This is a genomic window from Actinosynnema sp. NPDC049800, from assembly GCF_040656635.1.
Classification (GTDB): Bacteria; Actinomycetota; Actinomycetes; order Mycobacteriales; family Pseudonocardiaceae; genus Actinosynnema.
Window position 1 is genome coordinate 31,064 of the sequence record NZ_JBFAMT010000036.1, and the last position, 13,775, is coordinate 44,838.

Consider the following 13,775-nt stretch of genomic DNA (forward strand, 5'->3'; position numbering starts at 1 on the left):
AGGTCCAGGTGCACACGTCGGGAGGCGCCGCCGCCACGCGGTCCACGTCGCCGAGCCGTCTGCGCGACCGCCGGCTGGCGCCGGTCTACGCGCTGGTGACCTCGTTCCTCGCGGTCGTGCTGCTCGGCGCCGTGGCGCGCGAGCCCACCGCGCCGCCCCCGGCGGCCGTCGGCATCCAGTTCGTCTCGGACCAGTCGGCCCGCGCGGTGTCCGGGTTGACGGACGCCGAGGTCAAGGTGCTCACCCGGAACCCGTCGGACCTCAGGGTGAACGACCGCGGCCAGGTGGACATCGCCGCGTCGGGTGAGCCGCTCACCATCTGCGTGCGGCTACCGGACAGGTGGTCGGCGCCCGCGCCCGCCGCCCAGCTCGACGGGTACCGGTGCTGGTCGTCGGTCGACACCGCCGAGGTCAACGCCGACCGCCGCGTCGAGCTGGTCGTGACCCCGCCGAAGGGCTCCTGATGACCACGCGGAACGCGATCGTCCTGGTCCTGACGGCGGTGTGCGCCACGGCGGGCGCGCTGGCCGGACTCCAGGTGTGGGACCTGAACCTCTGGCGGTCGGTGATGGTGGTGCTGGTCGGCGCGTTCCTCGGCGTCGTGCTCGCGTTCGGGCTGCTGACCACCGACCGCCGTGTGGTCAGGCTCGGCCACCCCGTGGCGGAACGCGAGCCGGTGCCCGCCCCGAGCACCGAGCCCGGAACGAAGCCGAGGACGTGGTGGACCGAGACGCCCACGACCGCGCCGCCCCCGCGACACGAGTCGCCGCCGCAGGGCCACCACGTGGACCAAGCGGTGGTGGCGCACGGGTACGACGTGGACCGGGCGGTGGTGGCGCAGTGCCCGCGCTGCGGCGACTTCCGGCTGGACCTGAAGCAGGACGGCGACTCGTGCGCCTTCCACTGCCGCAACCCGCGCTGCGGCCACCGGTGGGAGTGGCGCGCGGGCGCGCCGTGGCCGACCACGGTGGTCCGCCGCAACCTGACCGGCTGACGTGACGACCGACGAAGAGGGGGGTTCGCTGTGGAGAAGTACCGGCAGTCCGTGTCACGGTCCGCGCCGGGGTGCGTGGTGATCCTGCTGGACCGCTCGGACTCGATGAAGCTCGCCTGGGGCCGCACCGGGGCGTCCCTCGCGGACGGCGCCGCGCTGGCCGTCAACAACATCCTGCTGGACATGTGCATCAAGGCGACCACCGAGGTCAACGCACCGGTGCGGCACTACTTCGACGTCGGCATCTTCAGCTACGGCGCCCGCGTGACCGAACCCGGCGAGGGCGTGGAGTCGGCGTTCGGCGGCGCACTGGCCGGTCGCGGTCTCGTGCCGCTGCCGGAGTTGGCCGAGCACCCCATGGCGGTGCGGGAGGAGCCGTCCATCGACCTGATGCCGGTGGCCGCGCGGATGCCGGTCTGGGTCGACCCGCTGCACGGCCACCGCACGCCGATGTGCCAGGCGATCGCGGTCGCCGGCGCGCACGTGTTCGACTGGGCCGCCGCGCACCCGGACTCGTTCCCGCCGATCGTCGTCAACATCACCGACGGCATGGTGACCGACAGCCCGTACGACGGCGCGACCCTCCAGGACTGGGCGCGGCGGCTGACGTCGATCGAGACCAACGACGGCGCGACGTTGTTCTTCAACGTGTTCCTCTCCCCCTTCGAGGTCACCGAGATCGTGTTCCCCTCCGACCCGGGCGGCCTGCCACCGCCCGGCCCGGACCTGTTCGCGCTGAGCAGCCCCCTGCCGCGGCCGATGGCCGACAACGCCAGGGTCGACGGCTACGACGTCCGGCCGGGCGCGCGCGGGTTGGCGTTCAACGTGGGCCGCTCGACCCTGCTGCGGGTGCTGCAGATCGGCACCAGAGTGCCGGATCGCGCGAGGTAGGGGCACGCCGTGAACCACACCCGGCAGGTCGTCTTCTACGCGCCGAAGCACGGCAACACCGAGGCCGAGTGGGAGGACGGCGCGGCGGCGGCGCCCGCGGCCGGCGACGGGCGTGGCCCCAGGTTCGCCGTCGCGGACGGCGCCACGCAGGGTTTCGGCTCCGCCCGCTGGGCGCAGCAACTGGTCGCCGGGTTCGTCGGCGACCAGGGCGCGGCGCCGGACCTGACCGCCGCCGCCCTGCACCGCTGGGCGTCGGACATGCAGGGCCGGTGGCACGACGACCCACGCCTGGCCGGCGCGACGGACCTGCAACGGCTCAAGCAGGCGACGGTCGGCTCGTTCGCCACCTTCCTCGGCTGCGAGCTCCGCGACCTCGCCGGCCCGCGGCCGCGGTGGACGGCGGTCGCGGTGGGCGACGCGGTGCTGTTCCACGTCCGCGGGCACCGCGTGGTGTCCCAGTTCCCGCCGATCCCGCCGGAGGAGTTCGGGTCCAACCCGGACGGTCTGCCGACCCACGCCGCCGGGCTGGCCGACATGGTCGGCCGGGCGTCGTTCGCCGAGGGCGACCTCGCCGACGGAGACCTGCTGTACCTCGCCACGGACGCGCTCGCCCAGTGGGTCGCCGCGGCCGACCGGCGCGACCCGCGGGCGTTGTGGACGACGTTGGCGGCGCTGGACCACCCCGAGGCGTTCCGCGCGCTCGTGGCGGGCCGCCGGGCGGCGCGCGAGATGGTCAACGACGACGTCACCCTCCTGCGCGTGCGGCTCGACCGGAGGCCGGCCGAACACCTGGTGGTGTGCCTGTGATCCGCTACCCGACGCCCGAGGAGTACGCGAAGGCGGTGCAGCACCCGGACTGCTTCGTCGCCGACGAGCTGCGCGGGCTGGAGCTCGTCGTGCACCCCCTGTACGGGATACCGATGCCGGCGGCGGGCACCAGCGCCGTCGTGTTCAAGGCCGTGGCGGGCGGGCAGGCACAGGCGTTGCGGTTCTTCACCAGGGACGACGTGTCCAGCAGCGAGCGCTACGGGGCGCTGCACGCGCACTTCACGTCGAGCGGGCTGGAGAGCGTGGTCGCCCTCCCCCGGTGGGTGGACGACGGCATCCGGGTCAACGGCCGCACGTGGCCCGCGGTGCGGATGCAGTGGGTGGAGGGCCACACGCTCAACCGGCACGTGGACGAGCTGGTCGAGCGGGCGGACACCTCGTCGTTGGCCGCGTTGGCGGGCTCGTGGCGCGCCCTGGTGACGCGGATCCAGCGGGCCGGGTTCGCGCACGGCGACCTGCAGCACGGCAACGTCCTGGTCGACCGGGACGGCGGCCTGCGGCTGGTGGACTTCGACTGCTCGTGGATCGACCGGTTGTCCGGCGCGCTCGCGCCGAGCGAGACCGGGCACCGCAACTACCAGCCGGAGCACCGGCCGTGGGGCCGGTGGATGGACACGTTCTCCGGGCTGGTCATCTACCTGTCGCTGCTGGCGCTGGCGAAGGACCCGACCGGCTGGCGGACGTGCTACACCGGCGAGAACCTGCTGTTGCGGCGCGAAGACTTCCAGCCGCCGTTCACCACGCCCGCGTGGGCACACTTGGCCGCGATCGGCGACCCGCGGGTGGACGAGGTGGCTCAGCGGCTCCAGGAGTGCTGCACGCCCGGGTGGGTCGCCGACTCGGCGTTGGACGACCTGCTCGCCCCCCGGGTCAAGCCGTGGTGGGAGCGCACGCCCACGGTGGTCGTGGCGCGGCCCGAGCGGGTCGCCGTGCCGGCTCCGCGCCCGCCGATCGCCGAGCCCTACGCCGCGCCGGCCACCCGGCCGCAGCCGCCGGGTGGCGACTGGTGGGCCGCCGTGGACCAGGCGCCGCGGAACACGCCCGTGCCGCCGCAACCGGTGGACAAGCGGCCGACCCTGGCGAGCATCTCCGTGGTGGCTGTCGCTGTCGGCGTCCTGCTGGGGCTGGTCGCCACGGCGGACGCGGGTGCGGGGCTGGGCGTGTTCTTGGGGCTGGTGGCGGCGCTGTTCGCGGTCACGGTCGGGTTGATCCGGCGTAACCGGTCGGGTTAGGCCGCCACCAGGCAGACGACCACGCCGAGCAGCCCGACGGACGCGATGACCAGGGCCTGGCGGGCTCGTGGCTCGTGCTTCCTCATCGCCACGACGCCCAGGACCAGGCCGATGAGGACCGCCACCCCGACCAGCGACGCGACCGGCGAGCCGCCGGCCGCCGCCTGGAGCAGGAACGGGATGCCGGTCGCGCCCAGGGCCGCGCTCAGGAACGAGCGGTCGTTCGACGGCGGGGAGGTGGGCGGTTCCGGCGTGGGCGGCTCCGGCGTGGACTGCTCCGGCGTGCCCGGTTGCGAGACCGGTTGCGGCGGCACGGGTTGCCGAGGCGCGTGCGGTCGCGGCCAGGACTGATACGGCTCGGCCGCGCCGGGTGCGTGTGACGCGTGCGGCTGCGGTTCGGGAGAGCCTGACGGCGGTGGTTCCGTTGTGGACGGAGTCGGCTTCTCCCCCTGCCACCACTGCGGAGTCGACGGCCCGACGGGATTCGGCTCGGCGGTGTCCGGCTCGGCGGTGTCCGGCTCGGCGGGCTTCGGCTCGGCGCGCTTCGGCCGCGCCTCGGTCTCCATCACGTTCCGCAGCCAGGCCGGCGTCGCACCGGCACCGGCGTTCCCGGCGTTCCCGGCGTTCCCGGCCTCCGCCGCGGCCGACGTGCCGGCCGTGCCCTCCGGCTCCGGCGGTGGGCCGATCACCACCGGGTTCTTCTGCCAGTAGTCGGCGGCCGAGAGCCAGGTGACGCCCTCGGGCAGCCCTTCGCCCTCCCCCGGCTCGACGCCCGCCAGGATCTCGTCGATCTCCCGCGAGTTCAGGTTGGTGATCTCGCCGCGCTCGCGGAACTCGCGCAGCAGCTTCAGGATGTCGGCCCGGGCGATCTCGTCCCGCTCCGTCCGCAGGTGCCGGCGCAACTGGCCGATGATGATCTCCTGCCGCTCCGGCGCGATCGGCTGCGGCCCGAGGAGTTCGGCGATGCGGTAGAGGTACTCGAACGGCACCTTGGGCGGCGGGGGCATCGGGTTCGGCGGCACGCGCTTCTGGGCCGCCAGCTCGGTGAGCGCGCCCGCCAGCGACACGATCGCGTCCGCGCTGCGCTCCCGGTAGTCGACCAGCTGCCGTTCCATGATCGGGATGCGGAGGTTGTCCAGCGGCCCGACCTGCACCGGGAGCACCGGCACGCCGAGCTGCTGCGCGTAGTCGAACTCGGCGTGGCAGGGCACCGACTTCCAGGACGCCTCCGACAGCGCGAACACGAACACCCGGGCGGCCTGGATGGTGCGGATGATCTCGCGCCACCACAGCTCGCCGCCGTGGATCTCGTGGTCGAGCCAGACCTGCTGCCCCATCCGGCCGAGGTCGTCCCGAAGGGCGCGCACCAGGGTCTCGTCGGCACGGGTGTAGCTGACGAAGATGGTCATGGTCACGCCCTCCGGTCCGGGGCACGTCACTCCTGCACTCATCTGGTTGGTCGCACGGAACCGCCCTTTCGTTGCGCTCGGTGGGGGCCGTTCCCCTATCTGACCCGTTGGAGTGACCTCTCCCGGCGCTCGGCCAGGCTCGACCCGGACTCCCGGCGGGCCATCCGGCGCAGCACGGCCGGGGCCACGAGCAGGCCCAGTACCGCCCACGCGGTGAGCACGCCGACGGTTTCCAGGTGCCGCCAGGACTCGCCGATCTCCACCGCCACGGCGGCGTCGGGCAGCAACGCCGAGCGCATGCCGAGGCCGAGCCAGTAGACCGGGAACACCTGGGCGACCCACTGCACCCAGCCCGGCAGGACCGTGACCGGGTAGAAGATGCCGGAGATCGCGATCAGGGCGAGGATCGGCAGGACGAGCAGGCCCTGCGCGCGTGCGCTGGAGAACACCGAGCCGAGCACCGCGCCGATGGGCAGGGCGGCGAGCATGCCGAGCGCCAGCACCCACGCCAGGGTGAGCCACGCGTCGAGGCTGCCCGTGACCAGGCCGGAGACCAGGAACATGCCGGGGACCAGGAAGATCGCCAGGTCCACGACGAGGCCGCCGGACACCGACACGAGCTTGCCGACCAGGTAGCCCAGCATCCCGTTCGGCGTGGCCTTGGCCCGCAGCAGCGTGCCGTCCTCGCGGTCGGCGGTGAGCAGCTGGCTCATGGTGACCATGGCCATCGCGGCGTTCATGCCCAGGATGCTGGGCAGCGCCAGGGCGCCGACGGAGAACCCGGTCTGCCCGAACGACACGTCACGCAGGAAGAACGTGACGACGAGCATCAGCACGGGCCAGAACGCGTGGTTCCACAGGTCCGCGCCGTTGGTCAGCGACTGCCGCAGCTCGATCAGGCCGCGCTGCCTGCCCGCGCGCAACGCGGTGGTGGTCGGGTTCACCGGCCCGCCCCTTCCGCCTCGACCCGCCGCACGAGCGACAGGTAGGTGTCTTCGAGCGAGGCCTGGCGGACCTCCAGGTCGGTGATCCCGTCGCCGTGGCGGCGGAACAGGTCGTGCACGAACCTCGTGGACTCGCGGACGTGCCGGACGTGCCGCTGCCCGGCGTGGGTCCAGCGGACCTCGTCCTCGCCCGCGATGCGCTGCGCCAGCTCGTCGGCCGTGCCGTCGGCGACGATCCGGCCGCCGTCGAGGATGACGATGCGGTCGGCGAGCTTCTCGGCCTCGTCCAGGTCGTGCGTGGTGAGCAGGATCGTGGTCGACTCCCGGGCCGCGAGCCGGTGCACGAGCTCGTGGAACTCGCGCCGGGCGACCGGGTCGAACCCGGTGGTCGGCTCGTCCAGGAACAGCAGCTCGGGGCGGCCGACGATGCCGACGGCGACGTCCAGCCTGCGCCGCTGGCCGCCGGACAGCGTGCGGACCTTCGCGCCCGCCTGCGCGGTCAGGCCGACGGCCGCGACGAGGTCGTCCGGGTTCCACGGCCGGGCGACCCGGTCGGTGGCGTAGCACGAGTAGTAGACGCCGAGGTGGTGCAGCAGCTCGCGGACGCGCCACTTGCCGTGGTCGCGCCAGGACTGCAGGACCACGCCGACGCGGGCGCGCCACCGCTCGTCGGCGTGGGCCGGGTCGACGCCGAGCACCGACACCCGGCCCGCCGAGCGCATCCGGAACCCCTCCAGGATCTCGATCGTGGTGGTCTTGCCCGCGCCGTTCGGGCCGAGCAGGGCCAGCACCTCGCCGTGGCGGGCCTGGAACGTGACGTCGTGCAGGACGTCGGTGGTGCCGTAGCGCATGCGCAGGCCGTCGACGTCGAGCGCGACTTGCTCGCTCGCCATTCCTCCCCCTGTCTGTTCAGGTCGATCTTCAAGAGGGAGCGAAAGCTACGTTGCGTTTTGTGGACCGGCAACGGCCGAAAAGTGCTTCAGACACGTTCTAGCTGGTGTGAAGCTTCCAATCATTGCAACCGTTGTGCTGGTGAACGCAATGATTCGACCGGGCTCGTTGCACTGTGCTGCCCGTGAACGCACACTGGGCCCACCGTGGACAAGGGGGACGGGCGATGCCGGGTGGCAGGCTGACCGACGAGGACCGCCGTGACATCGCGGCGGGGCTCACCCGCGGTCTGGGGTACGCCGAGATCGCGCGACGGCTGGGCAGGCCGACGTCCACCGTCACCCGTGAGGTGAGCCGCAACGGCGGTCCCCGTGACTACCGGGCCGAGCGCGCCCACCGGGCCACGCTCCGACGTGCCCGCCGGCGCAGGTCCGCCACGCACGACGAGCCGCCCGCCGCCGTCGGAGCGGAAGGCCGCGACCCGGCGGCGGTGCTGGCGTTCGCGGAGGAGTTCGCCGGGCAGATGGTGCGGATGGGGCTGCCGCGCATGGCGGCCCGCGTGCTGGCGAGCCTGGTCACGACCGACGCCGGCGCGCTGACCGCCGCCGAACTGGTCGGCAGGCTGCGGGTCAGCCCGGCGTCGGTGTCCAAGGCGGTCGGTTACCTCGAAGGCCTGGAACTCCTGCGCCGCGAACGCGACGCCCGCCGTCGGGAGCGGTACTTCATCGACGACGACATGTGGTTGCGGACGTGGCTGACGAGCGCGCGCACCAACGCGGTGCTCGCCGACACGGCCGAACGCGGGGTGGAGGTCCTCGACCCCGCCACGCCCGCGGGCGTCCGGATGGACCGGATGCGCCGGTTCTTCGCGCAGCTCGCCGACGACATGTCCGGCGGTCCGAGCACCGACGTGGTGACCGTGCTGGGCGCGCTCGTCCGCACCGTGACCCCGGAGGGCGCGGACAGGCTCGCCGCCGAGCTGGGCTGGACGCCGGACCGCGTCGCGGAAGCTCTGCGCGACGCCGCGCACCTGGCGCGCTGACGCGGCGATCACGGTCGTTACGATGTCCGCATGGCCCTGATCCACCAAGCGACCGTCACCCCCACCAAGCTCGAACTGCTGGCCGGCTGGCTGCCCGGCCGCGACTGGTACACCGGGCCGACCGGCGAGGTGCTGCGGGTGGCGGCCTACCGCTTCGACGACCCGGCGGGCGAGGTCGGGATCGAGACCATGCTGGTGCGGGTCGGCGACGGGCCGGTGCTCCAGATGCCCCTCACCTACCGCGGCGCGCCGCTGGACGGTGGCGACGAGTGGCTGATCGGCACCACGGAGCACTCGGTGCTGGGCAAGCGCTGGGTCTACGACGGGTTCGGCGACCCGGTGTACGTGGCGGCGCTCGCGGAGGCGATCCTCACCGGAGCGGGCCAGGTCGAGGAGTTCGTGCAGCACGAGGACCGGCTCGAGCGCCGCGACCCCAACATGGGCATCGTCGTGACCGGGCACGGGTCGGGCGGCGCGCCCGCCGCGGGTGCGGTCGAGCGCGTGACCGAGGGCGATCCGACGCTGGTCGTGACGGAGACCGTCGAGCTGACCGTCCGCCGCCGTCTCGACAGCGGCGGCGAGCTCACCGGCGCCGTCCTGACCGGCACGTGGGACGGTCAGGGGACGCCGGTGCCGCTGGCCTCCGCCACGCTGCGCTGAGCCTGGCTCAGTCCTTCCAGGGCATCTCGTCGCGCAGTCCTTCGTGGATCGCGTAGGCGTTCTTCACCGCGGCCTTGAGCGCGCCCTCGACCCACCGCCGGTGCCGCCGGTCGCACGCGTCGTTGGCGAACCACACCCGGTTCACCGGCCGGATCACGTCCTCGTAGAACGTCTCGCTCATCTCGAACGCCCGGAACAGCGGGCCGATGCCGCACGCGAACCAGTCCAGCGCCCAGTCCTTGTAGACGCCGAACTCGAACGTGTCCCGCGCCTCCGGGTGGATCTTGACCAGGTCCTCCAGCGCCTGCATCACGCTCTCCTCGCCGGCGAGCGGCGTGTACGGCATGCTGTCCTGCTCCCAGCAGTACGACGCGATCATCACGCCCTTGCGGAACCGGGTGTCCTGGCCCGCGGGCGGGTAGACGATGTTGCGGATCGCCAGGTCGGTCACCGTGAGGCCGTGCGTGATGCCGTACGCGGTCTCCCACCACCGTTCGCTGAACTGCATGAAGAGCTTGTGCGCCCGGCCGTAGTAGGTGTTGCGGATGGCGTACCACTTGTCCGGGTCGAGCCCCTGGATCTCCATGTGGCGCAGGCTCGCGAACGGCACCGTCACGATGCACTCGTCCGCGGCGACCGTCTGCGTGCGGCGGCCGGCGCGGTAGTGCACGCGCACCCCGGTGTCGTCCTGGTCGATGCCGTGCACGAGGGCGCCGAGCCGGATGTCGTCCATCAGCTCGGGCTCGAACGCGCGCGGCAGCGAGTCGGCGCCGTCCACGATGTACACGAGGTGGCCGAAGACGTCCTCGTAGAAGTGCGAGAACCACTCGACGAGGGAGAAGTGGTAACGACCCTCCAGGTTGAACAGCGGCCCGAGCATGGCGAGCGCGCCGTCGCTGAGGCCGCGTTCCTTGAGGTAGCCCAGCAGCGTGTACCGGTCGTAGTCGGTGAGCAGGCGGTGCCACGCCTTGGCTTCGTCCTCCTGCTCCATGATGTCGATCAACGGCTGCACGGTGTGCCGCAGGAGGTCGTGCGGCGCCTGGTCCGCCTCGCCGGGCTGCAGGTCGAACGAGAACTGGTCGGCGCTGAAGTCGCGCCGCCGGACGCCCTTCCCCTGGAGGTAGACGAACGTGTCCTCGTCGTACATGGGGAACGGTTTGGTGGCGAGCTTGAACTTCTCCTCGATCAGGTACGAGACGAGCGGGTGCTGGTGCGGGAACCGCATCGCGCCGAACTCGCCGTACATGTCGCCCGCGAAGTCGCGGTGGGTGAGGATGCGCCCGCCCAACCGGTTCTGGCCTTCGAGGATCGTCACCTCGTGGCCGGCGTCCTTCAACAGCATGGCCGCGGTGAGGCCGGCCATCCCGGCGCCGACGACGACGATCCGCCGCCGTGGCGCGGAACTGTCCGGCAACCCTTGTTTGAGCAGGTCGAGAGCATCCAACGGCATCGAGACCACCTACACCCGGTCGTACCCGCGGTCGTGCCGCGGACTGTTTGGCAGAAGAGGTGGCCATCCTCGGTAATCCGACCGTACTCGGCCCCAAACCCGTGGCCAACGCCCTGATGGGGTGAGGCGGGACGTCGCCGGATGCGCTGAATTCCCGGGTGGAGGCGCGGAAGTGCGGAGTCGCGAGGTGTCGCTTCGCGGCCGAACGGGTGGTCCGCCCACCCGGTCGGGTCGCTACTCCGACGAAGTGCGGTCCCGGGCCTCGACCCGCTGGGCCAACACCTGTCCGGGCCAGGTACCGACGGTGAACGACTCGGTCGGCTCGAACCCGTTGCGGCGGTAGTAGGCGACCAGCTCGCCGGCGGAACCGGCGTAGCAGTCGACGCGGAGCAGCTCGACGCCGGCGCGTCGGGTCTCGTCGCGGGCGTGGGCCAGCAGCGCGCTGCCGACGCCGAGGCCGGCGTGCGACCGTGACGCGACCAGCAGGGTCACGTACACCTCGGGCTCGGTGGCCGGCTCGACGTACCGGGGTGGTCCGGGCGCGAGCGTCATCGCGCCCGCGGGAGTGCCGTCGACCTCGGCGATCCACGTCGTGCCCTCGCGGATCTTCTCGGCGATGCCCTCGACCCGGCCGGGTTGCCCGGAGAAGGGCTCGCTGCCCCACTGCCCCGTGCGACCGGAGGCGTCCAGCCACGCCACCGCGCCGTCCAGCATCGCCATCACGGCGGGCAGGTCGTCCAAGTCGCCACGTCGGATCTCCACGGGTGCACGGTAGCCCGGACGGGATCGCCCGCGGCCGCCGGCCCGCGCCGGGTCAGGCCACCCGGAGCGGCAGGTGGTCGAGGCCGCGCTGGGTCGCCGTCGGCCGCCGCACGGGCTCGCCGGCCGCGTCGAGCCGACCGACCCGGGCCAGGGCGCGAAACAGGGTGAGCAGCACCTGCCTGCCCAACGGCCCGCCGAAGCACGCGTGCACACCGCGGCCGAGGCCCAGGTGCGGGTTGGGCGAGCGGGTGAAGTCCGCCTCGTCGGGCGAGGGGAACACCAGGGGGTCGCGGTTCGCGCTCGCCAGCACGACGACCACGACGTCACCCCGGCGCAACCGCCGGCCGCGCAGGTCCACATCGGACTTGCAGTGCCTGCTCACCGCCTGCACGGGACCGGCCAGGCGGATCAGCTCGTCCACCGCCCGACCGTCCAGGGAGGCCAGTTCGGCGCCGGTCCACGACCGCCGCGAGGTCAACCAGTGCAGGGCGTTGGCGATCAGGTCGCCGGTGGTGGAGTAGCCCGCGTCGAACACCGCGCGCAACGAGTTGACGAGCACCCGGTCGTCGCCCGGCCGCACGGCGTCGAGCACGCCACCGGGCGCCGCGCCCCCGCGCCAGCCCGCGATGAGCTCGTTGAGGGCGCCGCGCGCGGCGAGGGCGGGCTCCAGCCGGGTCGGGTCGAGACCGGAGTCCATGCCGAGCACCATCGTGCGCGAGGTCTCCCGGTAGCGCTGGTGGTCGGCCGGGAACCCGATGCCGTAGAGGTCCGCGACCGCTTGCAGCGCAAGGGGTTCGGCGACGTCGTGCACGAAGTCCACCACGCCGTCGAGGTCCTCGACGAGGTCGTCGGCCAACCGCCGCACGGACTCCCCGGCCAACGCCTCCCGCGACCGCAGCAGGCCCAGGAACAGGTGGCGCACGGGCGTGGACTCGGGCGGGTCGAGCACGTGGAGGTTGCGCACCGACTCGGGCACCGGCCTGCCGAGCGCGGCGGGGTCCGAACCGAACGAGTCGGTGTCCTTGAGCACGCGCGTGCAGTCGTCGTGCCGGGTGAGCACCCAGGCGCCGAGCCCGTCGTGCCGGTGCACGGGGTCCTCGTCGCGCAGCCGCGCGTAGACGGTGTGCGGGTCGGCGAGCATCGTGGCCGACAGCGGGTCGAAGGTGCTGGGCACGGAACTCCCCCGGGCCGTGGTGGGGTGCGCCCGGGCGCACCCCACCGGATGGTCATCGACTACTAGTGGACGTAGAACATGGCGCGCACCTCCCTTCCCTGTCAGGGCCGCACGTCGTCGTCCACCACGGCGAAGCGCCCCACGGCCCACGCCATCGCCCGCATCGACTCGCCCAGCGCTCCGACGTGGACGCTCGACAGGTCGTCGCAGGGCTGGTGGTAGCACGGGTCGTACGTCATCCCCGCCGTGCCGCCGAACACCGCGGCCTCCTCCGGGGTCTTGATGCCGCGCACCCCGCCGAACGCGCCGCCGACCGGCACGCCCACCGCGGCGAACGGCTCCTGGTCGGATCGGATGTCGTTGAGGTCGGCGGTGCGGAACGGCACGTCCCGCACGCGGTACCCCTGCGACAGCACGGCTTCGACCACGCCGGACCCGGGCGGCCCCGGCGGCGAACCGGTGTCCGGGTGGTCGCTGTCGTCGCCGTCGACGACGAAGTGCACGTAGTTGGGCGACGCGATCAGCTCCCAGTTCAGGTACAGGCTGATCGCGGCCAGCTCCTGCGGCGCGAGGGTGTTCACGTAGTGGATCGAGCCGACGTTGAGCCACTCCTCGGCGCCCCAGAACGCGAAGCGCACCTTGTTGACCACCCGGGCCTGGTGCGGCGCGAGGCGGACCGCGGTCTCCAGCAGCGCCGCGACGCTCGTGCCGTTGTCGTTGACGCCCGGCCCGTCGACCGCGCTGTCGAGGTGCGCGCCTGCCATGACGACGCTGTCCGCCCGGCCGCCGGAGGTCTCGGCGAACACGTTCACCGTGACGTCGTCGTAGGAGTGGCCGCGCAGGTCGAGCGACGCCGTGCCGGGCGTCAACGACCGGGCCGAGCGCTCGCTGATGAACGCCACCGGCAGCGGGGCGCCCGGCACGCGGCGGCGCAGCACGGCGTCCACGGCGGGCGACACGTCGTAGAACAGCACCGCCCGCACGCCCGCGGCCCGCGCGGCCACCGCCTTGTCGACCGTCGGGCAGCCACCGGTGGGCGCGACCGCGATCGCGGTGCCGGCGGGGTAGTGCGCGGCCTGGCAGCCGTCACCCGTCGCCGCCGCGAGCGAGCCCGTGACCTGGCCGGACGGGGTGAACTGGCCCATCAGCGCACGGACCCGAGTGCCGTCGGGCGCGGTGAAGACCTCGACGTCGGCCGTGAACCCGGTGTAGGGCACCGGCTGGCTCGTCACGCGGTACCCGGCGCGCCGCAGCACGCGCTCGACGTGCTCCCGCGATCGCTCGAACCCCGGGGTGCCCGCGGCCCGGTTGCCGCCGTGGCGCTTGGCGGCGGCGTCGAACTCGGCGAGCGTGGCCAGCGCGGCCGAGGTGCTCACCGAGCCGGACAGCGCACGCGCCAACCGGTCGTCCCGGGGCTCGGCCGCGGCGGGCACGGCGGCGACCACAATGAACACGAACGCGAACGCGACAATGCGCATGGACCCACCCCTGAAAACAA

Annotated in this window: 14 protein-coding genes; 7 read left to right on the forward strand and 7 right to left on the reverse strand. The window is 73.0% G+C overall.

Annotated elements, in window-relative coordinates; genetic code table 11:
* Positions 1-8: 8 nt before the first annotated feature.
* From AB0I91_RS30800 to AB0I91_RS30820, 5 genes are read left to right on the forward strand one after another with little or no spacing between them, the layout of a single operon-like run.
* Positions 9-464 carry a hypothetical protein gene (locus AB0I91_RS30800; protein WP_499614471.1) on the forward strand — a complete coding sequence of 152 codons (456 nt, stop codon included), beginning with the start codon at positions 9-11 and terminating at the stop codon, positions 462-464.
* A complete protein-coding gene (locus AB0I91_RS30805; protein WP_498784564.1) occupies positions 464-994 on the forward strand; it encodes a hypothetical protein in 531 nt (176 codons plus the stop codon). The genes AB0I91_RS30800 and AB0I91_RS30805 overlap by 1 nt, the downstream gene beginning before the upstream one ends.
* A 51-nt stretch (positions 995-1,045) precedes the next feature.
* Positions 1,046-1,885, forward strand: coding sequence for a hypothetical protein (locus tag AB0I91_RS30810; RefSeq protein ID WP_498784566.1), 840 nt, complete (start codon positions 1,046-1,048; stop codon positions 1,883-1,885).
* A gap of 9 nt (positions 1,886-1,894) precedes the next feature.
* Positions 1,895-2,692, forward strand: coding sequence for a hypothetical protein (locus tag AB0I91_RS30815; protein ID WP_499640095.1), 798 nt, complete (start codon positions 1,895-1,897; stop codon positions 2,690-2,692).
* Complete coding sequence (locus tag AB0I91_RS30820; protein ID WP_499640097.1) at positions 2,689-3,945, forward strand: hypothetical protein; 1,257 nt, start codon at positions 2,689-2,691, stop codon at positions 3,943-3,945. Before AB0I91_RS30815 ends, AB0I91_RS30820 begins: the two co-directional genes overlap by 4 nt.
* Here AB0I91_RS30820 and AB0I91_RS30825 read toward each other — a convergent pair.
* From AB0I91_RS30825 to AB0I91_RS30835, 3 genes are all read right to left on the reverse strand, one after another.
* On the reverse strand, positions 3,942-5,354 hold the full coding sequence (locus tag AB0I91_RS30825; protein WP_499640099.1) for a toll/interleukin-1 receptor domain-containing protein: 1,413 nt from the start codon (positions 5,352-5,354) through the stop codon (positions 3,942-3,944). The genes AB0I91_RS30820 and AB0I91_RS30825 overlap by 4 nt on opposite strands.
* A 95-nt stretch (positions 5,355-5,449) precedes the next feature.
* Positions 5,450-6,298 carry an ABC transporter permease gene (locus AB0I91_RS30830; protein ID WP_498784574.1) on the reverse strand — a complete coding sequence of 283 codons (849 nt, stop codon included), beginning with the start codon at positions 6,296-6,298 and terminating at the stop codon, positions 5,450-5,452.
* Positions 6,295-7,191, reverse strand: coding sequence for an ABC transporter ATP-binding protein (locus AB0I91_RS30835; RefSeq protein WP_498784577.1), 897 nt, complete (start codon positions 7,189-7,191; stop codon positions 6,295-6,297). The genes AB0I91_RS30830 and AB0I91_RS30835 overlap by 4 nt, the downstream gene beginning before the upstream one ends.
* A 224-nt stretch (positions 7,192-7,415) precedes the next feature.
* On the opposite strand from AB0I91_RS30835, the gene AB0I91_RS30840 reads away from it, so the two are divergent.
* Both AB0I91_RS30840 and AB0I91_RS30845 read left to right on the forward strand, forming a co-directional pair.
* Positions 7,416-8,231 carry a GbsR/MarR family transcriptional regulator gene (locus tag AB0I91_RS30840; protein ID WP_499640101.1) on the forward strand — a complete coding sequence of 272 codons (816 nt, stop codon included), beginning with the start codon at positions 7,416-7,418 and terminating at the stop codon, positions 8,229-8,231.
* Between the two features lie 30 nt (positions 8,232-8,261).
* Positions 8,262-8,891 carry a CG0192-related protein gene (locus tag AB0I91_RS30845; RefSeq protein ID WP_499640103.1) on the forward strand — a complete coding sequence of 210 codons (630 nt, stop codon included), beginning with the start codon at positions 8,262-8,264 and terminating at the stop codon, positions 8,889-8,891.
* A gap of 7 nt (positions 8,892-8,898) precedes the next feature.
* On the opposite strand, the gene AB0I91_RS30850 is transcribed toward AB0I91_RS30845, so the two are convergent.
* The 4 genes from AB0I91_RS30850 to AB0I91_RS30865 form a co-directional block, all read right to left on the reverse strand.
* Positions 8,899-10,341 carry a flavin monoamine oxidase family protein gene (locus tag AB0I91_RS30850; RefSeq protein ID WP_498784583.1) on the reverse strand — a complete coding sequence of 481 codons (1,443 nt, stop codon included), beginning with the start codon at positions 10,339-10,341 and terminating at the stop codon, positions 8,899-8,901.
* A gap of 234 nt (positions 10,342-10,575) precedes the next feature.
* Positions 10,576-11,103 (reverse strand): GNAT family N-acetyltransferase, encoded by a 528-nt coding sequence (locus tag AB0I91_RS30855; protein ID WP_499614488.1) that lies wholly within the window; start codon positions 11,101-11,103, stop codon positions 10,576-10,578.
* Between the two features lie 52 nt (positions 11,104-11,155).
* On the reverse strand, positions 11,156-12,277 hold the full coding sequence (locus AB0I91_RS30860; RefSeq protein ID WP_499640105.1) for a cytochrome P450: 1,122 nt from the start codon (positions 12,275-12,277) through the stop codon (positions 11,156-11,158).
* Between the two features lie 101 nt (positions 12,278-12,378).
* Positions 12,379-13,755: a M28 family peptidase gene (locus AB0I91_RS30865; protein ID WP_499640107.1), complete on the reverse strand. Its 1,377-nt coding sequence runs from the start codon at positions 13,753-13,755 to the stop codon at positions 12,379-12,381.
* Positions 13,756-13,775: the final 20 nt, after the last annotated feature.

Excerpts from the sequence above, each read along its gene's own strand:
- AB0I91_RS30805 (WP_498784564.1), top strand. The coding sequence starts at position 464 with ATGACCACGCGGAACGCGATCGTCCTGGTCCTGACGGCGGTGTGCGCC.
- AB0I91_RS30845 (WP_499640103.1), top strand. The coding sequence starts at position 8,262 with ATGGCCCTGATCCACCAAGCGACCGTCACCCCCACCAAGCTCGAACTG.
- AB0I91_RS30825 (WP_499640099.1), bottom strand. The coding sequence starts at position 5,354 with ATGACCATCTTCGTCAGCTACACCCGTGCCGACGAGACCCTGGTGCGC.
- AB0I91_RS30850 (WP_498784583.1), bottom strand. The coding sequence starts at position 10,341 with ATGCCGTTGGATGCTCTCGACCTGCTCAAACAAGGGTTGCCGGACAGT.
- AB0I91_RS30840 (WP_499640101.1), top strand. The coding sequence starts at position 7,416 with ATGCCGGGTGGCAGGCTGACCGACGAGGACCGCCGTGACATCGCGGCG.
- AB0I91_RS30835 (WP_498784577.1), bottom strand. The coding sequence starts at position 7,191 with ATGGCGAGCGAGCAAGTCGCGCTCGACGTCGACGGCCTGCGCATGCGC.
- AB0I91_RS30865 (WP_499640107.1), bottom strand. The coding sequence starts at position 13,755 with ATGCGCATTGTCGCGTTCGCGTTCGTGTTCATTGTGGTCGCCGCCGTG.